14 protein-coding genes are annotated in these 20,003 nt (G+C 75.1%); 4 read left to right on the forward strand and 10 right to left on the reverse strand.

The window, feature by feature from the left end; genetic code table 11:
* Window positions 1-403: 403 nt before the first annotated feature.
* The 8 genes from ACFV1J_RS38830 to ACFV1J_RS38865 form a co-directional block, all read right to left on the reverse strand.
* A complete protein-coding gene (locus ACFV1J_RS38830) occupies window positions 404-5,083 on the reverse strand; it encodes a hypothetical protein (protein ID WP_385866449.1) in 4,680 nt (1,559 codons plus the stop codon).
* Between the two features lie 47 nt (window positions 5,084-5,130).
* A complete protein-coding gene (locus tag ACFV1J_RS38835) occupies window positions 5,131-6,081 on the reverse strand; it encodes a hypothetical protein (protein ID WP_385866451.1) in 951 nt (316 codons plus the stop codon).
* A gap of 67 nt (window positions 6,082-6,148) precedes the next feature.
* Entirely contained in the window at window positions 6,149-7,672 is a 1,524-nt protein-coding gene (locus ACFV1J_RS38840) for a hypothetical protein (protein WP_385866453.1), read from the reverse strand.
* 168 nt (window positions 7,673-7,840) lie between these two features.
* Window positions 7,841-8,899 carry a DUF2891 domain-containing protein gene (locus ACFV1J_RS38845; protein ID WP_385866455.1) on the reverse strand — a complete coding sequence of 353 codons (1,059 nt, stop codon included), beginning with the start codon at window positions 8,897-8,899 and terminating at the stop codon, window positions 7,841-7,843.
* Window positions 8,896-9,540, reverse strand: coding sequence for a pyroglutamyl-peptidase I (pcp, locus tag ACFV1J_RS38850; protein WP_385866457.1), 645 nt, complete (start codon window positions 9,538-9,540; stop codon window positions 8,896-8,898). Before pcp ends, ACFV1J_RS38845 begins: the two co-directional genes overlap by 4 nt.
* 91 nt (window positions 9,541-9,631) lie before the next feature.
* Window positions 9,632-10,600 carry a DUF979 domain-containing protein gene (locus ACFV1J_RS38855; RefSeq protein WP_385866459.1) on the reverse strand — a complete coding sequence of 323 codons (969 nt, stop codon included), beginning with the start codon at window positions 10,598-10,600 and terminating at the stop codon, window positions 9,632-9,634.
* Window positions 10,597-11,307, reverse strand: coding sequence for a DUF969 domain-containing protein (locus tag ACFV1J_RS38860; RefSeq protein ID WP_385866461.1), 711 nt, complete (start codon window positions 11,305-11,307; stop codon window positions 10,597-10,599). Before ACFV1J_RS38860 ends, ACFV1J_RS38855 begins: the two co-directional genes overlap by 4 nt.
* 124 nt (window positions 11,308-11,431) lie before the next feature.
* Window positions 11,432-12,175: a GntR family transcriptional regulator gene (locus tag ACFV1J_RS38865; RefSeq protein WP_385866462.1), complete on the reverse strand. Its 744-nt coding sequence runs from the start codon at window positions 12,173-12,175 to the stop codon at window positions 11,432-11,434.
* A 310-nt stretch (window positions 12,176-12,485) separates the two neighbouring features.
* Between ACFV1J_RS38865 and ACFV1J_RS38870 the strand changes: the two genes are divergently transcribed.
* The 4 genes from ACFV1J_RS38870 (at window position 12,486) to ACFV1J_RS38885 (ending at window position 15,260) form a co-directional block, all read left to right on the forward strand.
* Window positions 12,486-13,274, forward strand: a complete 789-nt coding sequence (locus ACFV1J_RS38870) for a LamB/YcsF family protein (RefSeq protein WP_385866464.1) — start codon at window positions 12,486-12,488, stop codon at window positions 13,272-13,274.
* Window positions 13,271-13,918 carry a 5-oxoprolinase subunit PxpB gene (pxpB, locus tag ACFV1J_RS38875; protein WP_385866465.1) on the forward strand — a complete coding sequence of 216 codons (648 nt, stop codon included), beginning with the start codon at window positions 13,271-13,273 and terminating at the stop codon, window positions 13,916-13,918. The genes ACFV1J_RS38870 and pxpB overlap by 4 nt, the downstream gene beginning before the upstream one ends.
* On the forward strand, window positions 13,918-14,811 hold the full coding sequence (locus ACFV1J_RS38880) for a biotin-dependent carboxyltransferase family protein (RefSeq protein WP_385866467.1): 894 nt from the start codon (window positions 13,918-13,920) through the stop codon (window positions 14,809-14,811). Before pxpB ends, ACFV1J_RS38880 begins: the two co-directional genes overlap by 1 nt.
* A 164-nt stretch (window positions 14,812-14,975) precedes the next feature.
* On the forward strand, window positions 14,976-15,260 hold the full coding sequence (locus ACFV1J_RS38885; protein WP_385866469.1) for a hypothetical protein: 285 nt from the start codon (window positions 14,976-14,978) through the stop codon (window positions 15,258-15,260).
* A 55-nt stretch (window positions 15,261-15,315) separates the two neighbouring features.
* Here the strand turns inward: ACFV1J_RS38885 and ACFV1J_RS38890 are convergent, their stop codons facing one another.
* Window positions 15,316-18,921 carry a hydantoinase B/oxoprolinase family protein gene (locus ACFV1J_RS38890; RefSeq protein ID WP_385866473.1) on the reverse strand — a complete coding sequence of 1,202 codons (3,606 nt, stop codon included), beginning with the start codon at window positions 18,919-18,921 and terminating at the stop codon, window positions 15,316-15,318.
* Window positions 18,921-20,003, reverse strand: a 1,083-nt coding sequence (locus ACFV1J_RS38895; RefSeq protein ID WP_385866471.1) for a GDSL-type esterase/lipase family protein, incomplete at its 5' end; no start/stop codon positions are given. The genes ACFV1J_RS38890 and ACFV1J_RS38895, both read right to left, overlap by 1 nt.

Raw genomic sequence — 20,003 nt, forward strand, 5'->3', positions numbered from 1 at the left:
GCGTTTTGTGTGTTTTTTTTCGCTTTACGTCCACACAACCGGCCCCTCCGGCCCGTCTCCTCCCGTTGGGGATGGGAAGACGGTGGGTGGGGGTGGGCGTGAGGAAGGTCCAGTAGGGGAGGGGCGAACAGATCCCGTAGGGGATGAGGGCGCCCCTTGCAGGGCCTCAACGCAAACGGGCCGGAGAGATATTCCCGCCACCCACGACCCCGCGACGCGACGTACACCCAGGATGACGACGCCCACCCCCACCGGCCTCTTCCCCCCACCCGTGGGAGGGGACAGACCGGAGGACGAAGTCTGTAGGGCTGTCACCGCACCCGACAAACAAACGCCCGCCGCCAGGCGCAACGGCGAGACGACCCGCGGCGCCGCAGACAACTACGTGGGGGGCGCCGCAAGGTCACCCCGCGTCCGTGCCCTCCCCGGCGGCCGGCTCCTCCGGGCGGCGGTACATCCGCGTCGCGGTGATCTGGCCGTGCACCACCTCGCCCGACGGATCCGGCTGCGGCAGGCCCGGCCGCAGATGCTCCTCGACGCTGATGTACTTCAGCCCCGCCCGCAGGTCCGCGTCATTGCGCAACCGGATGACCAGCGGGAACTCGGCGAGCGCGGTGGTGTCGAACAGGCCGGTGGTGTAGAGGAGCTGAACGCCCAGGGCGTCGGCGACCGCCCGCTGGAGCTCCAGCAGATAGGTGGCGTTGGCGCGGCCGATGGGGTTGTCCAGGAACAGCGTGCCGGCGTGCCGCTGCTTGTCCCGGCCCCGGTCGTTGCTGCGCAGCGCCGCCATCGTGCAGTACAGCGCGATGGCGGCGGTCAGCAGCTGGCCGCCGGAGAAGACGTCGCCCATCTGACCGACCGGTACCCGCTCGGCGCGCAGCACCGCGTCCGGCTTGAGGATCTCCACCGCGACCCCGCGCGGCTGCAGTGCGGCGTGCACCCCGCGCAGCAGCAGGGACATCCCGTCCCGGCGCAGATCGCTGTTCTTCTTCACCGCCGCGCGGGTCGCCTCGTCGATGACCTCGCCCAGCCGCTCGGTGAGGGTGGCCTGGTCGGGGTCCTCGAAGCGGATCCGCAGGAACTCCTGGCCGGACCACTCCCCCAGCCCCTCCGGGAGCCGGGACAGCCGCTGGGCCGAACGGAGCGTGGTGAGCGAGGACTCGACCAGACCGCGCAGCCGGTCGACGATGGAGTCGCGGTTGCGCTCCAGCTGCGCCAGCTCGTCGGTGAGCACCCGCAGCCGGGGCGCGAACGCCTCCGCCCACTTGGCGGCGTGGTCCGGCAGGGCCGCGGCGGGCAGTTCGCGGATCTGCTGCCGGGCCGGGGTGCGGACCTGTTCGTAGCGGGTGGAGTTGGCGTGCCGGACGAGGATGTCGGAAGCCTCGCGGACCGCGGACTCCGCGGCGGACAGATCGGCGGCGCAGCCGCGCAGCGAACGGCGGGACTCGGCGGCGGCCTGCCGGGCGGCGTCGAGGGAGCCGGCGTACGGCTCGACCGGCGCCGGCGTCCCCTCCTCGGGATCGTGGTGGTCCCGCAGCAGATCGCGCAGCAGGGCGGCGGTCTCGTCGAAGCCGCCGGCCGCGTCCTCGGCGGCGCGGTGGGCGCGCAGCAGCTCCTCGTGCTCGGTCCGGGCGGCGGCCAGCGCCTCGGTGGCGGTGGCCAGTTCACCGGACGCGGTGCGCAGCAGTTCCTTCGCGCGGTCGGCGTCGGCGGGCACCAGCTCGTCGGGCAGCGCGGTGTGTGCCTCGCCGTCCGTGGGGGCGAGCCGCTCGGCCTCGCCGCGCAGCCGGCCGAGCTGCTCGCTGGCGGCCGAGGCGCGGCTCTCCAGCATCTGCACCAACGATTCGGCGCGGGCCGCGGCGGCCTGCCGGGACGGGCCGTCGGCGGCGTCCGGGCTCTCCAGGAGCGCCTCGGCGCGGGTACGGACCTTGTTGGTGAGGCGGTTCAGCTCGGCCAGCGCGGCGGATTCGTCGCCCTCGGCGCGGGCCTGCTCGGCGCGCAGGTCCGCGCCGACGCCGACCTTCTCGTAGAGCTGGGAGGCGGCGCGGTAGGCCTCGCGCAGCGCGGGCAGCGAGGCGCTCGGGGTCTCGGGCGCCTCGCCCAGGTCGTCCGGTACGCCGGCGATCTCGGCGCGCTCGGCGCGCAGCGCGCGGGCCGTACGGCGGGCGTCGTCGGCGGCCCGCTGGGCGGCCCGGCGGTCCTCGTCGGCGGCCCGGGCGCGGTCCACGCACTCCTCGGCGCGGGCCTCGAACTCGGCGGCCTCGTCGGCGAGTTCGCGCAGCCGGGACTGCCAGGAGGCGCGCTCGCGCAGCCGGTGGGCGAGCCCGGCCAGCAGATCGGCGGCGCGGCGGGCGCGCTGCGCGGCCTCCTGCCGCTCGTCGCGCACCCGGGTGGCCTCTGCGGCCGTCTCGTCGGCCTCGGCCCGGGCGTCCCGGGCCTCGGCCAGCTCGGCGGCGGCCTGCTCGGCGGCCGTACGGGTCTGCTCCGCGGCGGCGGCGAGCTCGGCGAGCCGGCCGGCCGGGCAGCCGGTGCGCCAGGAGCCGAGCCGGGCGGCCAGCGCACGGTCGCCGGCGAGCCGGGCGGCCAGCGCACGGATCTCCTCGTCGCGCTCTATGGCGCGGGCCCGCAGCGCCTGCCGCTCCTCGTCGGCGGCGGACTCGTCGTGCATCGCCGGGTTCGGCGGGACGAGAAAGACGGCCGGGTCCCGCTCGTCGTCGGCGGGGGTGGGGGCGAGCAGCGCGGCGGCGGTGCCGACCGCGACGGCGGAGCGGGGCAGCAGCGCGGCCTGGCCGAGCACCTCGCGGGCCCGGGCGTGCGAGTCCGGGTCGGTGATGATCACGCCGTCGACGAGTTCGGGGCGGGCGGCCAGCACCCGGGCGTGGTCGGCCGGGTCGACGGCCTGGGCGAGGTAGCGCCAGCCGGGCAGCGCGGGCACGCCGTGCTCGCCGAGGTACTCGACGGTGGTCAGCACATCGGGGCCGGGCGGCAGCAGGCCGCCGTCACCGAGGGCACCGAGGATCCGGGCGTCGTCGGCGGCGGCGGTGCGCAGTTCGAAGAGCTGGCGCTCGGCGGCGGCGACGCCGTCCTCCAGCAGTTCCTGCAGCGCGTCGGCGTTGCGGTCCAGCTCCTCGGCGGTCAGCGGGCCGGCACCGGCCGGGCGGCGCGGGGTGCCCGGCTCGGCGCCGCCGGCCGTACGGGGCCCGGGCACGCCGAGCGTGCGGCCCTCGGCCGGCGGGAGGCCGAGCAGGTCGGCGAGGCGCGGTTCGGCGCCGATCGACTCGGCGGCCCGGCGCTCGGCGTCGAAGGCGCGCTCGGCGGCCTCGGCGGCGTCCTCGGCGCGGGCCGCGGCGAGTTCGGCGGCGGAGTGCCGGGCGGTCGCCTCGCGGGCCCGGTCGGTGGCCTGCCGCGCCGCCTCACGGGCCACGTCCCAGGACTCGACGGCGGCCTTCTCGGCGTCGGAGGCGGCGAGCGCGGCGCGGGCCGGGTCGGCGTCCGGGGCCGTGTCGTCCAGCCAGCCGGCCCGGACCGCCTCCTCGGTCTCCTGGGCGACCTCGGCGAGCCGCTGCCGGAGGTGGTCGGCCTCGCTGCGGGCGCGCTGGGCGTGGGTGGCGGCGGTGGTGGCGTCGCGGTGCGCGGACTCACCGGCCTCCTGGAGAGCGGCGGAGCGCTCCTCCTCCTCGTTGGCGATCCGCTCCCCGGCCTCGGCGGCCGCGTGCAGGGCGCGGACGAGGTCGGCGGCGGCGGTGGCGCGGGCGGCGAGCGCGGGCGCGGCGTCCCGCTCGGCCTCGCGGATGGCGGCGGCGACCCGGGCGGAGCGGTCGGCGGCGGCGCGGTGCCGCAGCGCGGTCTCGGCGGCCTGCCAGGCGCTGTGCAGCGTACGGGCGTCGTTGAGCTCGCGGCGCTGGGCGGCGGCGCCCTTCTCGGCGGCGGCCAGTGCCAGCGAGGCGTGCCGGTAGGCGAGTTCGGCGGAGACCAGGGCACGGCGCTCGCGGACCCGCTCGGCGTCGGTGACGCGGTGGGCCGCGGTGGCGACGCCTTCGGCCAGCTCGGCGGCGCGGCCGCGCTCCTCGGTGCCGCGGGCGTGCAGCCGCTGGGCCAGGGCGCGGGTGCGGCGCTCGGCGCCGGCGTGCACCTCGCGGGCCCGCTCGCGGTGTCCGGCGGCGTCCGCGATACGGGAGAGGAGGTCGAGGGAGCCGGCGGTGAAGTCGCGTTCGGCGGTGAGCTCGGCGCGCCGGCCGAGCTTGTGGGCGAAGCCGTGCACGAGGTCGGCGAGGCCGTCGGTGTCCCGGGTGTCGGTGACGGCGCGCAGCAGCAGGTCGGTGAAGTCGGAGTCGTTCTTCACCGCGAAGAGGCCGGCCGCCTCGCCCTCGTCGGCGTTCATCTCGCGCTGGTAGCGGAAGAGTTCCGGGTCCAGGCCCAGCTCGCCGAGGTGTTCGTTCCAGCGTTCGTGGACCTCCTCCCAGATCACGTCCAGATTGGGGTAGTTCTTCCCGGCCTCGGTGAGGACGTCGCGGAAGCCCTTCATCGTGCGGCGGCGGCCCTGGGCACCGGAGGTGCCCTCGGCGCCCTCCTGGCGGGGCCGGACGACGGTGGCCTCGGCGACCGGCAGCGAGTCCAGGCTCATGCCGGGGCCGGGCCGGAAGCTGTACCACGCCTCGGCGAACTTGCGGGGGTCGTTGGAGACCTGCCGGCCGCGCCATTCGCTGACCTTGCCGACGACGACGGACTCGCCGGTCAGCACGTGCTGCCACTCCAGGGCGACATGGCCGCAGTCGTCGGCGAGCAGGAACTTGCGGAGCACACCGGAGCTGGCGCCGCCGAGGGTGTTGCGGTGACCGGGCAGCATGACCGAGAAGATCAGCTTGAGCAGGACGGACTTGCCGCCGCCGTTCTCCAGGAAGAGCACACCGGCGGGGGCCGGCCGGCGCGGCGGCCCGACCGGTTCGTCCTCGAAGAAGTCCGCCTGGGCCGGGGCTGGTTGCGGCACGGGCGCGCCGACTCCGCGCAGGTCCAGCACGGTGTCGGCGTAGCGCGCACCGGCGGGCCCGATGGAGTAGAGACGGACCCGGGACAGCTCGTACATGGCGGACTTTCGTTGTCGTGGCGGGATGCGGCGGGGCGGGCGGTCGGTCAGCCGGAGTGGAAGGGCAGTCCGGCGTCCGCGACCAGGTCGAGGGCGTCGGTGTCCTCGCCGGGCAGCAGCGAGGCGCTGCCGTCGGCGACCGGGACGATGCCCAGGTCCAGGAGCTCGGCCATGGCGGCGCTGCCGGCCATGTCGCGGACCTGGAGTTGGTAGCGGGCGGTGGTGCGGTAGGCGCCGCCGGCGTCGTCGCCGGTGCGCTGCAGGAATCCGGAGTCGACGAGGAAGGTGACGGCCTTGGCGATGATGCCGGTGGTCGAACCGGCCAGCCGCCGGGCGTCCTTGGTGGCGCCGGTGGCGCTGCGCCGCGCGTAGATCCGCCAGGCGGATTCCAGGCCGGGGGCGTCGGTGGCCGGGTCGGTGTTCTCGCCCTGCTGCTCGGCGCGCTCCTCCAGGCGGCGGCAGGCCTGCCGGACGAAGGCGTCGACGCCGTTGACGGTGATCCGGCCGATGTAGCCGTCGTCGGCGAGGTCCTCGGGGCGCGGGAAGGCGAGCGCGGCGACCGCGAGGTGGGCCAGGCCGTGCAGGAAGCGGTCGGCGGAGTCGGCGGAGGCGCGGCGGGCGTAGTCGCCCATGCGGACCGCGAAGACGGAGTCCTCGGCGGCGGTGACGGCCATGCCGGCGCGGGTGGAGACCTCCAGGACGACCAGGCCGAGGCCGGTGGCGACGGCGTCGGCGAGCCGGGCGAAGGCGGGGTCGTCGCGGTAGCGGCGCAGGAGTTCGCCGTAGTCGGCGTCGCGGGCGGGCAGCAGCTTGGGCTGGAGTCCGAAGGCCACCAGCCGCGCGGCGTCCGCGGCGTCGGCCGGGGTGACGGGGGCGTGGCCGGGGGTGTGGCCGGCCGCGGCCGGTGCGCCGTCGGTGACGGGCGCGCCCCGGTCCGGTTCGCCGGGCGGGGACGCCGGGTCCGGCTGTGGCGTCTCGTCGGCGTCGTACGGGGTCACGGGGCTGGCTCCTTGCGGGGGTCGGTCCGGGGCGGTGCGGTGGGTGCGGGTGTGGGCGCGGGCGTCATCAGGCGACCTCCGAGCGGTCGGCGGCCATGCCCGCGGCGTCCAGCAGGGCCGTGCCGACGATGAGGTCGGCGCCGCCGAACTCGGGGTCGGCGAGCTCGGTGCCGTCGTCGACGGCGAACAGCAGCTGCTGCTCGCCCTGGCGGTAGGCGGTGCCGACCGGAGGGCTGGCGGCGTGCACCGCCAGCAGGGCGACGAGGTAGGGGAGTTCGGGGTCGCTGCGGCGGGCCTCGGCGAGCAGGCCGGAGAGCCGGCGGGGCGCGTCCGGCGGCAGGTCGAGCAGGGCCGTCGCGGCGTCGAGCTGGGCCTCGCTGAAGCGGCTGTCGTCGGGGGTGGCCACCAGGTCGGGCTCGGGCATCTCGGCGCCGAGGTGCTCGCGCTCGACGGGCGGGGTGAGCAGCATCTCGACGAGGTCGCCGACGCGGACGGCCGCGGGGGTGCGCAGGCCGGTGCCGTGCGCGAAGAAGGCGTCGGTGACCCGGGTGGCCTGCTCGACGGGGAGCGGCAGGACGGGGGCGACGAGCTGGCCGTAGAGGTCGAGTCCGGCCCGGGCGGCGGGGGTGGCGAAGGCCTGCCGGTCCTGTTCGGCGCGGAAGAGCGGGCCGGCCTCCAGCAGCCGCGACTGGAGCTGGGTGTGGCGGCGGATGCAGTCCTTGACGATGTCGACGAGCTCGGCGGCGCGCCGCTTGTGTTCGGGCTCCTCGCTCTCGTCGCGGGCCTTGCGGATGTTGGTGAGGATGGCGTTCTCGTGGCGGTAGCGGTCCGCGACGTGGTCGAGCGCCTCGTTGATCATGTCGGGGACGGTCTCCAGCCAGTCGACCGCGCGGACGTTGCGCCGGGTGGCGTCCAGGGTCCGGCGGAGCGTCTCGGCGTACTGGACGGTGCGGTAGCGGGCCTGTTCGGCGGCGAGCTGGGCGTCGGCCAGCCGGCCGCGGCTGATCAGCACCTCCAGCTTGACCTCGGCGGCGATCTGGGCGCTGGTGACGTCCGTGTCGAGCGCGCCGACCAGGACGTTGACCGCTTCGTCGGTGGCGCGGAGGTAGACGGTGCCGCCGGCGCCGGGGACCTCTTCGACGAGCTTGAAGTCGTAGTCGCGGCGGACGTACTCGCCGTCGGTGGTGAAGGTGCCGTAGACGGCGCGGAAGCCGCGGTCGACGCTGCCGACGTTGATGAGGTTCTCCAGCACCCAGCGGGCCACCCGCTCGTGTTCGGCGGTGGGGCGGCCGGGGGCCTGGGCGGCGACCCGCGGGAGCACCTTGGCCACTATTTCCTCGTGGTCGGCGCCGGTGTCGAAGTCCATGTTGAGGGTGACCAGGTCGATGACGGCGAGCGCCACCTCCGCCATGGCGTAGCCGCCGTATTCGCCCGCGAGGTTGGCCTTGCGCGCGTCGAGGTCGTGCAGCGGCGCGGTACAGGCCAGGGCACGCAGCCGGCGGGCCAGGCCTTCGTCGGCGGCCGGGCCCGGCGCGGGGCGGTTGACCCCGTTGAGCTGGGGCGCAGCGGGCCCCTGGGCGGGAAAAGTCACGTCGCACAGAGTAGGCGCTCGCACTGACAACGGACGAAACGGCGCGGATCCGCTCATGGGTGGAACGGCTGCCGTATCCCTTGACGGGCCGCGGGCGGGCGGCGCTTCGGCCGGTCGGCCAGTTTACGGCGTGGCCGGCCGCGGCCGGCCGTCAGGTCCCTCCCCCGGTCACGCCCCGGAGGGTCCGTCGCCGGCCGGCGGTCCGTCCAGGGCGAGCACGGCGAAGGTGGCCAGCCAGTGGTCGGCGGTGAAGTCCCCGGAGACGGTGTGCGGGAGGGCGGCGACCAGGTGGTCGCGGGCCGCGGCGGTGAGGACCGGGCGGCGCGGGTCACCGTGGGGCAGCGCGGCGGCGATCCGGCGCAGTGCGGCCGCCCGGCTCAGCGAGAGGCCGATGAGGTGGCCGATCTGCGGGTCGGCGGGGTCGGAGACGGTGGGCGGGCCGAGCAGGGCGGCCGGGGCGCGCCGGTCGAGGCCGGGCAGGAAGCGGCCCAGCCAGGCGGCGAACTCCGGGCGCGGCAGGACCCGTGCCATCGCCTCGGCCTCGCTCAGCGCCGGGGAGAGGAAGTCCTGTCCGGAGGGTTCCCAGTGCGCGGGTGCGGTGTGGTCGTCGGTGAACCAGCGGCGCAGCGTACGGGCGACCGGGCCGGCCAGGGTGGGGCGGCCGGCCGCGGCGGCGCTGTCCAGGACCAGGCCGAGGGCGAAGGCGCTGTTGGTGTGGGTGCCGTGGCGGACCGGGTAGGTGGCGCGCGGCAGCCAGGCGCGCAGCAGGGCGTCGACGGTTTCGGCGGCGGGCGCCAGTGCGGCGGCCCAGCGTTCGCCGGCGGGGCCGCCGAGCGCCCGGCATTCGGCGGTGAGCGCCAGCAGCCAGGCCCAGCCGTAGGGCCGCTCGAAGGACGGATGGGCGCGCAGGTAGGCGGCTTCCGCGGCGAGGTGGCCGGGGGTGAGGTGGGTGTCGAGGAGGGCGGTCACCGCGTCGCCAGGGAGGTGCCCAGGGCAGCGGCGCAGCAGCCGGACCAGCAGCCAGTGCATGTGGACCGCGGAGTGCCAGTCGTAGGAGCCGTAGAAGGCGGGGTGGTGGGTGCGGGGCGGTACCAGGTCCTCGGGGCCGGCGAGCAGGTGCATCGGGGCGTACGGGTAGGCACGGGTCACGTTGGCGCGGGCCAGGGCGGCGAACCGCTCGGCGTGGGCGGCGAGTTCGGTGGCGTGGGCGCCGGTGGCGGTGCTCAATGGGTGGCTCCGCCGGCGATGCGGAGGTCGGTGCGGGTGCGGGCGGCGGTGGCGGCGATCTCCCGCAGTGCGCGGGCGGCCGCGTCGACCGGGAGGGACGGCTGGGCGCGGTCGGTGACCTGCTCGGGGGCGTAGGGGACGTGGACGAATCCGCCGCGCAGGCCGGGGAGTTCGGTGGCGATGAGGTGGGCGAGGCCGTAGAAGACGTGGTTGCACACGAAGGTGCCGGCGGTGTTGGAGACCGAGGCGGGCAGGCCGGCGGCGCGTACCGCGGCCACGCAGGCCTTGATGGGCAGGGTGGAGAAGTAGGCGGCGGGGCCGCCGGGCACGACCGGTTCGTCGACGGGTTCGGCGCCCGTGGCGTCGGGGATGCGGGCGTCGTCGACGTTGAGGGCGACGCGTTCGACGGTGATGTCGGGGCGGCCGCCGGCCTGGCCGACGCAGATGACTATCTCGGGGCGGGTCTCGTCCATCGCGGCGCGCAGTACGGCCACCGACGCCCCGTAGACACAGGGCAGTTCGACGGCGGAGGCCTCGATTCCGGGCGGCGGTTCGGCCGCGGCGGCGCGTACCGCCTGCCAGGAGGGGTTGACGGCCTCTCCCTCGAAGGGGGCGAATCCGGTCAGCAGTACCCGGGTCATACGGTCGTCCTCGGTGCGGGAAGGGGGCGGAGGGGGGAACGGCGCGGGCACGGCGGTGGGGCGCCGTGCCGCGGCGGGCGGACGGGCCGGTTCAAAAGGCGAACAGCGCCATGATCACGATGTTGCAGCCGAGCAGGACGCCTGCGGTGGGCAGTTGGGCCTTGATGGGCCCGTACTGGTCCTTCAGTTCCAGCAGGGCGGCCGGGACGATGTTGAAGTTGGCGGCCATGGGCGTCACGAGGGTGCCGCAGAAGCCGGCGAGCATGCCGACGGCCAGGACGGCGGCGGGGTTGCCGTGGAAGTGCCCGATGAGGACGGGCCAGCCGACGGCGGCGGTCATCACGGGGAAGGCGGCGAAGGCGTTGCCCATGACGATGGTGAAGGCGAACATGCCCACGCAGTACAGGGCGACGGCGAGGTAGAGGGAGTCCTTGGGCAGGACGGAGGTGGTCAGTTTGCCGACCTGGTCGCCGACGCCGGAGACCTGGAAGATGGCGCCCAGGGTGGCCAGCATCTGGGGCAGGAGCATCGCCCAGCCCATCGCCTCCAGCATGGAGCGGCCGGCCTGGACGGGCACCGCGATCCGCTTCTCGCGCAGCATGACCATGCCGACGACGAGCGCGGCGACGGCGCCGATGCCCAGGCCCAGGATGGTTTCGCTGCCCTCCTGGAGGACCGGTAGGCCGCCTATGGAGAGGTGTTTGACGCCGATGGCGCAGGCCATGGCGACGGCCGGGATGGTGAGCGCGGGCACGAACAGCTTGTTGCCGAGCCGGGCCGCGCTGGCCGTGCGCTCCTCGGGGGTGGTGGTGCGCGGGGTGCCGCGTCCGGTGAAGCCGAAGCCGGCCAGGCAGGCCATGACGAGGACGACGACGCCGAGCGGCTCGGCGGGTGCCTGCTTGGTGACGACCCAGCTGCTGTAGACGAAGCCGGCGCCGATCAGGCCCCAGAAGGCGCCGGTGCCGTACCGCTTGGGGTTGCTGCGGTCGGTGAACATCTGGGCGGCCATCACCAGGAAGCTGAGGCCGACCAGCCAGTAGAACCACTCCGCCTTGATCACTGTGCTGCCTCCACTGCGGTGCCGGACGGGAGAGGGGCGGTGCGCAGTTCGCGCTCCAACTGGCGGTCCAGGTGCAGCAGTCGCCAGCCGTGGACGAGGAAGGCGCACACCGCGGTGGGGATGGCCCACAGCGCGAGCTGCAGCGGTTCGAGGTGGGTGCCGTAGGTGGTGTTGACGAAGCCGGTGATCAGCAGGATCGAGCCGACGGCGAGGAAGACGTCCTCACCGAAGAACAGGCCGACGTTGTCCGCGCTGGCGGAGAACGACCGGACCTTCTCCCGGGTCCGTTCGGGCAGTCCGCCGTATTTCCGCTCGGCGGCGCCCTCGGCCATCGGGACGGCGAGCGGGCGGACGGTCTGGGCGTGCCCGAAGACATTGGTCAGTCCGACGGCGGCGCCGATCTGCCGCAGGCCCAGGTAGAGGGCGAGGAACCGGCCGGTGGTGAGCCTGCCGAAGCGGGCGATGAGGCTGCGCGCACGTTCCTGGAGGCCGTAGCGCTCCAGGAGGCCGATGACCGGGAGGGTGATCGCGAAGATCGTCACCGCCCGGCTGCCGGCGAAGCCCTCGCCGAAGGCGGCGAGGACCTTGCCGGGGGACAGTCCGCCCAGGAGGCCGGTGGCGATACCCGCCACCGCGACGACCAGGAGCGGATTGCGTTTCGTGGCGAAGCCGATCACGACCACGAGCACGCCGAGGAGCACGATCATGGGTCCGCCTTCCGCGTACGGGACCGCAGGGGTCCGGGAGAGGGGTGAAGAGATTGCAGCGGAGGCTAGGCGATTGTTCAACGATCCGACAAGGGGTCTGCGGGAACGAACCGCAGAGCATGCGTCAGTCCCGGGCGATGTGCTGGGCGTAGGCGCCCGACAACTGGCTGCGCGAGTCCTCCAGGTAGGACAGCAGCAGCCGTTCGGCCTCGGCCGCGTCGCCGGCCTGCAGGGCTTCCACGATCTGCCGGTTCCGGGTCAGATAGGGCGCGTGGAACCGCCGGGGATCGGCCATGACGTGGAAGACCAGCCGCAGTTCGGCCAGCACGCCGCGCATCAGCTCGTCGGTGCGCGGGCTGCCGGCCAGCGCCACGATGCCCTGGTGGAAGCGGATGTTGGCGGTCGACAGGTCCTGCCAGGCCCGTTCGCGGGAGGCGGCCTCACCGGCCTGCACGGCCGCCTCGATGGCCGCGACGGCCGCGGTCGTGCTCTCGTCGTAGGGCCCCTCCCCCAGGCTGCGTACGGCTGCGCATTCGACGAGCGTGCGCACCCGGTAGATGTCGTCCAGGTCCTCGACCGTCACGATCCGCACGAACACCCCGCGGTTGAGCTCGTGCACCAGCAGCCGCTCGTGCGTCAGCAGCCGGAAGGCCTCGCGCAGGGTGTTGCGGGAGACGCCCAGGGCGCCGCCGATGCTCTCCTCCGACAGCCGGGCGCCGGGCGGGAAGTAGCCCTCGGTGATCCGGTCGCGCAGGATGTCGGCGACCCGCTCCGCGGTACTGGCGCGGCCCAGCAGGGCCCGGTCCCGTTCCAGTCCCGCGACCTCGGCGAGCCGCCGCTGATCGTTCTTCGCCACTCCGCCGGCCATCTGGCTCCCCGCTCTCGTGCCGTGCCCGGTGGCCGTCCGGGCCGGCCGGGCGTCGTGTGGACGGAAGTCAATCCCAGATCCGGGGACAAGACAACGGAACCCCTTCCCAACGCCGCACAGCTCTTGTCGGATCGTTCAACGATCCTCTACGTTGTCCCCCAACGCCGGTCGGCCCGAGTGCCCTCGGGGGAGAGTCACTACGGATACGGGCCGGCCGGTTCACGCCCCTGCCGTCCCCTCCCCCGCCCGTAACCGGGCCGCGACGCCTGCCCCGGCCCGCCCGGCACCGAGCACCCTGGAACGGAGCGACATGAGCGACGCGGTGGACTCCCCCGGCGACGCCCCCGTCATCGACCTCAACGCCGACCTCGGCGAGGGCTTCGGCCGCTGGCAGCTCACCGACGACGAGGCCCTGCTGTCCGTGGTGACCAGCGCCAACGTCGCCTGCGGCTTCCACGCCGGCGACCCGGCCACGATGCGCCGGGTCTGCGCGCTGGCCGCCGAGCGCGGGGTGGTCATCGGCGCCCAGGTCTCCTACCGCGACCTGGCCGGCTTCGGCCGCCGTGCGATGGACGTCCCGCCGGACGAACTCGCCGACGAGGTCGCCTACCAGATCGGCGCCCTGGACGTCTTCGCCCGGGCCGCCGGCGCCCGGGTCGGCTACGTCAAACCGCACGGCGCCCTCTACAACCGCTGCGTCCACGACGCGGAGCAGGCCGGCGCGGTGATCGCCGGCGTCCGCACCGCGGGCGGCGGGCTGCCGGTCCTCGGACTGCCCGGCTCCCGGCTGCACGAGGCCGCCCGGCAGGCCGGACTGCCCGTCGTCGGCGAGGCGTTCGCCGACCGCGCCTACACCGCCGCCGGCACCCTCGTCCCGCGCCGCGAGCCGGGCGCGGTCGTCCACGACCCCGACGAGGTCGTCAAGCGCGCCCTGGGCATGGCCCGGGACCGTGCGGTCACCTCGCGCGACGGCCGCCGGGTGGAGATCACCGCCCGCTCACTGTGCCTGCACGGCGACACCCCCGGCGCCGCCGGCCTGGCCCGGCGCGTACGGTCCGAACTGACCGCCGCCGGGGTGCGCGTCCGGAGCTTCGTATGAGGCCGCTGCCGGTCGGCGAGCACGGGCTGCTGATCGAGCTGGACAGCGCCGAGGAGGTCGGCGCGCTCCACGCCGAGCTGCTGCGCCGGGCCGCGGACGGCACCCTGCCGTCGGTCGGGGGCACCTCCCGCGCGACGTTCGGGGGAGAGATCGTGCCGGCCGCCCGCACGGTCTTCCTCGACGGTCTGGCCGACCCCCGCGGACTGATCGCCGAACTCGCCACCTGGGACATCCCGCCGCGCCCCGCCGACGACCGGCCGGCCGTCGAGATCCCGGTCCGCTACGACGGCCCCGACCTCGCCGACGTCGCCGCGCTGTGGGACACCACCCCCGACGAGGTCGTCCGCCGGCACTCCGGCACCACCTTCCACGTCGCGTTCTGCGGCTTCGCGCCCGGCTTCGGCTACCTCACCGGGCTGCCCGGGCCGCTGCACGTACCGCGCCGGGACACCCCCCGGACCAAGGTCCCGGTCGGCTCGGTCGCGCTGGCCGGCCCCTACACCGGGGTCTATCCGCGCTCCTCCCCCGGCGGCTGGCAGCTGATCGGCACCACCGACGCCGTGCTGTGGGACCCGCGCCGGGAACCGGCCGCGCTGCTCACCCCCGGCACCCGCGTCCGCTTCGTCCCGCTGGAGACCGCCTGATGACCGACCGCGCCCTCGCCGTGGTCCGGGCCGGAGCGCTCACCACCGTGCAGGACCTCGGCCGGCCCGGCCACGCCCATCTCGGGGTGCCGCGGGCCGGCGCCCTGGACCAACCCGCGCACCGCCTCGCCAACCGCCTGGTCGGCAACCCCGAAACGGCCGCCACCCTGGAGACGACGCTGACCGGTTGTGCCGTACGGGTGCGGACGGCCACCACGGTCGCGGTCACCGGCGCACCCTGCCCGGTGACCGTCGACGGCCGCCCCGCCCCCTGGGGCGCCCCGGTACGCGTCCCGGCGGGCGCGGTCCTGGACGCCGGGACGCCCGTCCACGGGCTGCGCTCCCACCTCGCCTTCGCGGGCGGGATCGACACCGAGGAGGTGCTCGGCAGCCGCGCCGCCGATCTGCTCTCCGGGCTCGGCCCCGATCCGCTCACCGACGGCACGGTGCTCCCGCTCGGCGACCCGTACGGCCCGCCCGCCGCCGCGGACGCCGTCCCGCACCCCGGCCCGGTGACCGAGCTGTGCCTGCCGTTCCTGCCCGGCCCGCGCGACGACTGGTTCACCGCGGCCGGACTGCGCACCCTGACCACCGGCCGCTTCCGGGTCTCCGCGGCCGGCAACCGCATCGGACTGCGCACCGAGGGCCCGCCGCTGGAACGCGCCCGCACCGGCGAACTCCCCAGCGAGGGCATGCCGTTGGGCGCCCTGCAGGTGCCGCCGAACGGGCTGCCGGTGCTCTTCCTGCACGACCACCCCACGACCGGCGGCTACCCGGTCGTCGGTGTGGTGCCCGAGCGTTACCTGGCGCCCGCGGCACAGGCGGTGCCGGGCACCCCGGTCCGGTTCGTGCGCCTCGGCCCCCGGCCGGCCCGGGCGTCGCACTCCGGCTGACGCCGGGGCGCGCCGTGGGCCGAAGTGCGCTGCGCACGCCCGCAGTTCACCCCCGGCGCCCCGCGTCCTGCCGCATCACCGATACCCCACATGGGCACGTTCCGTAGCGGATCAACCGCACCGAGTGACCACTCGGGTCTCCGCACGGAAGGACCGTCACCACCATGCGTTACGTCCCGCGCCTCGCCGCCGCCCTCAGCGGTCTCGCCCTCGCCCTCGGCGGTGTCGTGGCCGCCGCCCCGGCCGCCCACGCGACCCCGCAGGCCTGCTTCTACACCGTCCTGGAACAGCATCCCGGGGCGAACCCGGAGGTGGTGGAACGCGCCTGTCTCATCGGGGCCGGGGGCACCCCCGAGGCGCTGCGGGCCTGCTACTTCGAGCTGCGGCGGGACTACGTCCCCGCGATGATCGCCTACGAGGCGTGCCGCCGCGCGCCCGAGGGGACGTGACCGGCCACCCGCCCGCCCGGCCCCGGACACGGCGGTGTCCGCGGCCGGGCACCCGCTACGGCTCCCCGTAGCCCCCGCCGCCGGGCGTCCGCAGCACCAGCACGTCGTCCACCCCGGCCTCCGCCGCGTCGCAGCCCCGGAGTTCCTCGCGGCTGCCGTCGGCGCGTTCGATGAGGTTGGCGCCCAGCGCGCCCGGCGCGCCGCCCGCCATGCCGTACGGCGGGATGCGGCGGTGGTGGGTGAGCAGGGCGAGGGTCACCGGTTCCAGGAAGCGCAGCCGGCGCTCGACGCCGCAGCCGCCGTGCCAGCGTCCGCGGCCGCCGCTGCCGGCGCGGATCGCGAAGGCGTCGACGCGGACCGGATAGCGCCACTCCAGGACCTCGGGGTCGGTCAGCCGGGAGTTGGTCATGTGGGTCTGCACGGCGTCCGCACCGTGGAAGCCGTCGCCGGCGCCCGAACCGCTGGCCACGGTCTCGTAGTACTGCACCCGGTCGTTGCCGAAGGTGAGGTTGTTCATCGTGCCGGAGCCCTCGGCCTGGACGCCGAGCGCGGCGTAGAGCGCGCCGGTGACCGCCTGGGAGGTCTCCACGTTGCCCGCCACGGTGGCCGCCGGGAAGACCGGGGCCAGCATCGAGCCCTCGGGGATGCGCACCTCGACGGGCTTGAGGCAGCCGCTGTTGAGCGGGATGTCCTCGGCGACCAGGGTGCGGAAGACGTACAGCACGGCGGCCATCACCACCGAGGTGGGCGCGTTGGCGTTGCCGGGCTGCTGGGGCGAGGTGCCGGTGAAGTCCAGGACGGCGCTGCGGGCCTCGCGGTCGACGGTCAGCGCGACCCGGATCTCCGCGCCGCTGTCGGTCTCGTAGCGGTAACTGCCGTCCGACAGCCGCGCGATGATCCGGCGGACCGATTCCTCCGCGTTGTCCTGGACGTGGCCCATGTAGGCCCGTACGACGTCCAGCCCGAACTGGTCGGTCATCCTGTGGAGTTCCTGGATGCCCTTCTCGTTCGCGGCGATCTGGGCGCGCAGATCGGCGAGGTTGACGTCCGGTGAACGGGACGGGTACGGGCCGGAGGTGAGCAGCTCACGGGTCTCGCGCTCGCGCAGTCTGCCGTCCCGCACCAGCAACCAGTTGTCGAAGAGGATGCCCTCCTCCTGGATGGTGGTGCTGAACGCGGGCATCGAGCCGGGGGTGATGCCGCCGATCTCGGCGTGGTGGCCGCGGGACGCCACCAGGAACAGCAGCTCGTCGCCGTCGGCGTCGAACACGGGCGTGACGACCGTGACGTCCGGGAGGTGGGTGCCGCCGTGGTACGGGTCGTTGATCGCGTAGACGTCGCCCGGCCGCAGGTCGCCGCGGCGCCGGCGGAGCACCTCCTTGATGGACTCCCCCATCGATCCCAGGTGCACGGGGATGTGCGGAGCGTTGGCGATCAGGTTGCCCTCGGCGTCGAACAGCGCGCAGGAGAAGTCCAGCCGCTCCTTGATGTTGACGGAGTGCGCGGTGTTCTCCAGCCGGACGCCCATCTGCTCGGCGATGGCCATGAAGAGGCTGTTGAAGACCTCCAGCATCACCGGGTCGGCCTCGGTGCCCACCGCGACCCGGTCGGCGCGCGGGCGGGCGCGGGTCAGCATCAGGTGCCCGCGGTCGCCCCGCTCCGCCTGCCAGTCGGGGTCGACGACGGTGGTGGCGTCGGCCTCGGCGATGATCGCCGGGCCGGTGAGGACATCACCGGCCCGCAGCTCGGTCCGCCGGTAGAGCCCGGTGTCCCGCCAGCGCCCGCCCGCGTACATCCGGACGGTCGCGGCGGGCGTCAACTCCCCTTCCCGGCCGCCGCTTTGCTCCTCGTAGCCGCGGGCGCCGCCGGACTCCCCGCGGGCCTCGACCGACACCGCCTCGGCGACCAGCGGTTTGTCCATGGTGAAGGCGTACCGCTCGCGGTGTGCCCGGACGAACTCCTCGGCCATCGCCGCGGCGTCGCCGAGCGGTACGCCGAGGGTGGAGTCGGTCCCGGCGTAGCGGACCAGCACCCGGGCGCGGGTGGTGATCGACGCCTCCGGAACACCGTCGTCGAGGAGTTCGCGGCGGGTCTGGTCCGCGAGCGCGGCGCACACCTCGTGGACGTGGTCGAGCGCCGCGGGGTCGGAGAACTCCGCCTCGACGGCCTGTTCGCGCATCGCGGTGGCGTCCGCGACGCCGATGCCGTACGCCGAGAGCACCCCGGCCAGCGGCGGCACGAGGACGGTGTTGACGCCCAGCGCGTCGGCGACCGCGCAGGCGTGCTGGCCGCCGGCGCCGCCGAAGCTGGTGAGGGCGTAACGGGTGATGTCGTGGCCGCGCTGGACGGAGATCTTCTTGACCGCGTTGGCCATGTTGAGCACCGCGATGTCCAGGAAGCCGGCGGCGACCTCCTCGGGACCGCGGTCGTCCCCGGTCTCGGCGGCGGCCCGGGCGGCCAGCTCCGCGAAGCGCTCCCGGACCGTTTCGTCGTCCAGCGGCCGGTCGCCCTCGGGTCCGAACACCGCGGGGAAGTGGGCCGGCTGGATACGGCCGAGCATCACATTGGCGTCGGTGACGGTCAGCGGGCCGCCGCGGCGGTAGCAGGCCGGCCCCGGATCGGCGCCGGCGGAATCGGGGCCGACCCGGTAGCGGCGCCCGTCGAAGTGCAGGACGGAGCCGCCGCCGGCCGCGACGGTGTGGATGTTCATCATCGGGGCGCGCATCCGGACGCCGGCGACCTCGTTGCCGAAGACCCGCTCGAACTCACCGGCGTAGTGCGACACGTCGGTGGAGGTGCCGCCCATGTCGAAGCCGATCACCCGGTCGTGCCCGTCACCGGCCTCGGCGGCCGTACGGACCATGCCGACCACGCCGCCCGCGGGGCCGGAGAGCACCGCGTCCTTCCCGCGGAAGTGCGCGGCCTCGCGCAGCCCCCCGTTGGACTGCATGAACATCAGCCGGATGCCCGGGAGCTGGGCGGCGATCTCGTCGACGTAGCGGGCCAGGATCGGTGAGAGGTAGGCGTCGACGACGGTGGTGTCGCCGCGCGGCACCAGCTTCATCAGCGGGCTGACCTCGTGCGAGCAGCTGACCTGCGGGAAGCCGGCCTCCCTGGCCAGCTCGGCGACGGCCTGCTCGTGGTCGGGGTGGCGGTAGCCGTGCAGCAGGACGACGGCGGCGCTGCGCAGCCCGTCGGCGCGGGCCCGGCCGAGCGCCTCGCGGACCCGGTCGGCGTCCAGCGGCCGGACCACGTCTCCGTGCGCCCCGATCCGCTCCGGCACCTCGATCACCCGGTCGTAGAGCGCCTCGGGCAGCACGATCCGGCGGTCGAAGATCCGCGGGCGGTTCTGGTAGGCGATCCGCAGCGCGTCGCGGAAGCCCTCGGTGATGACCAGCACGGTCGGTTCGCCCTTGCGTTCCAGGAGGGCGTTGGTGGCGACGGTGGTGCCCATCTTGACGACGGAGACCCGCTCGGCGGGCACCGGTTCGTCCGGGCCCAGGCCGAGCATCATCCGGATGCCGGCCACCGCGGCGTCCCGGTAGCGCTCGGGGTGGTGCGAGAGCAGCTTGCCGGTGACCAGCCGCCCGTCCGGGCGTCTGCCGACGACGTCCGTGAACGTGCCACCACGGTCGATCCAGAACTCCCAGCGTCCGGTCATCATCCCGTCATTGTCGCAGCGCCCGGCGCGGACACGGCGGCTTTCGGACCGGGGAGGGCGGCGAGGGCGGTGTGCGTGGTCCGGTCGGCCGCGGCGTCCAGGAGGCGCCCGGTGCCCGCGAGTCCGTGCCGGCACTCCCGGGCCGCGAGGGCGAGCAGACCGGGCAGCAGGTCCGTGCAGCGGGCGACGACCCAGCGGGTGCCCTTGGTGGCCATCCACAGGGCGGAGCCGGTACGGGTCGGCGGCGGCCCGTCGAGGGCGAGGCCGGGCGGCGGGCCCACGGGCAGGCCGGCGGCGGCGAGCTGCGCGTGGAAGCCGCGGGCCAGCAGCCGGTGCCCGCGTTCGCTGGGGTGCAGCCGGTCCACGCTCCAGGAGGCGCGTTCGGTGACCCAGGGGTGCTCGGCCAGATGCAGGTGGACGCCCCCGTGCCGGGCGACGAGCGCGTGCACGACGGTGTTGACCGCGCGCATCCGGCGGGCCAGCGGCCGGGCCAGCGGCGCGGGCAGCCCCAGCATCCGGCCCGGATCGGGCAGACAGGCCGTCAGGACCACGGTCCCGTCGCCGCTCAGCGCGCCGTACGCCCGGTCCAGCGCGGCCGCGACCCGCTCGATGGCGAACGCGGCGCGCAGGGTGTCGTTCGCGCCGACGACCAGCGACGCGAACCGCGGCCGGTGCGCCCGCGCGGCGGGCAGCTGCCGCTCGGCCACGTCCGCCGCCAGCGCCCCGCTGACCGCCAGGTTCACCAGCTGCACGCTTTCGGGCCGCTCCCCCAACGCCGCGGCGAGCAGCACCGCCCAGCCGCGCCAGCCCCCGCCCGGGAGGGGATCGCCCAGCCCCTCGGTCAGCGAATCCCCGAGCGCGACGAAGCGGACGGGTTCCCCGCCCAGGGCCGGTCCCGGCGGGACCATGGACGGCCGTCCGGTGGGCGGCCGCTCCGGTATGGGTCGTTCCGCCGCCGCTCCCATGGGCGGCCGCTCCCGTACCGGTCGTTCCGCCGCCACTCCCATGGGCGGCCGCTCCCGTACCGGTCGTTCCGCCGCCGCTCCCATGGGCGGCCGCTCCCGTACCGGTCGTTCCGCCGC

Origin of the sequence: Streptomyces sp. NPDC059649, assembly GCF_042734445.1 — a bacterium.
In the GTDB taxonomy this organism is placed as follows: Bacteria; Actinomycetota; Actinomycetes; order Streptomycetales; family Streptomycetaceae; genus Streptomyces.

Excerpts from the sequence above, each read along its gene's own strand:
- ACFV1J_RS38830 (WP_385866449.1), bottom strand. The coding sequence starts at position 5,083 with ATGTACGAGCTGTCCCGGGTCCGTCTCTACTCCATCGGGCCCGCCGGT.
- pcp (WP_385866457.1), bottom strand. The coding sequence starts at position 9,540 with ATGACCCGGGTACTGCTGACCGGATTCGCCCCCTTCGAGGGAGAGGCC.
- ACFV1J_RS38860 (WP_385866461.1), bottom strand. The coding sequence starts at position 11,307 with ATGATCGTGCTCCTCGGCGTGCTCGTGGTCGTGATCGGCTTCGCCACG.
- ACFV1J_RS38865 (WP_385866462.1), bottom strand. The coding sequence starts at position 12,175 with ATGGCCGGCGGAGTGGCGAAGAACGATCAGCGGCGGCTCGCCGAGGTC.
- ACFV1J_RS38870 (WP_385866464.1), top strand. The coding sequence starts at position 12,486 with ATGAGCGACGCGGTGGACTCCCCCGGCGACGCCCCCGTCATCGACCTC.
- pxpB (WP_385866465.1), top strand. The coding sequence starts at position 13,271 with ATGAGGCCGCTGCCGGTCGGCGAGCACGGGCTGCTGATCGAGCTGGAC.
- ACFV1J_RS38880 (WP_385866467.1), top strand. The coding sequence starts at position 13,918 with ATGACCGACCGCGCCCTCGCCGTGGTCCGGGCCGGAGCGCTCACCACC.
- ACFV1J_RS38885 (WP_385866469.1), top strand. The coding sequence starts at position 14,976 with ATGCGTTACGTCCCGCGCCTCGCCGCCGCCCTCAGCGGTCTCGCCCTC.
- ACFV1J_RS38890 (WP_385866473.1), bottom strand. The coding sequence starts at position 18,921 with ATGACCGGACGCTGGGAGTTCTGGATCGACCGTGGTGGCACGTTCACG.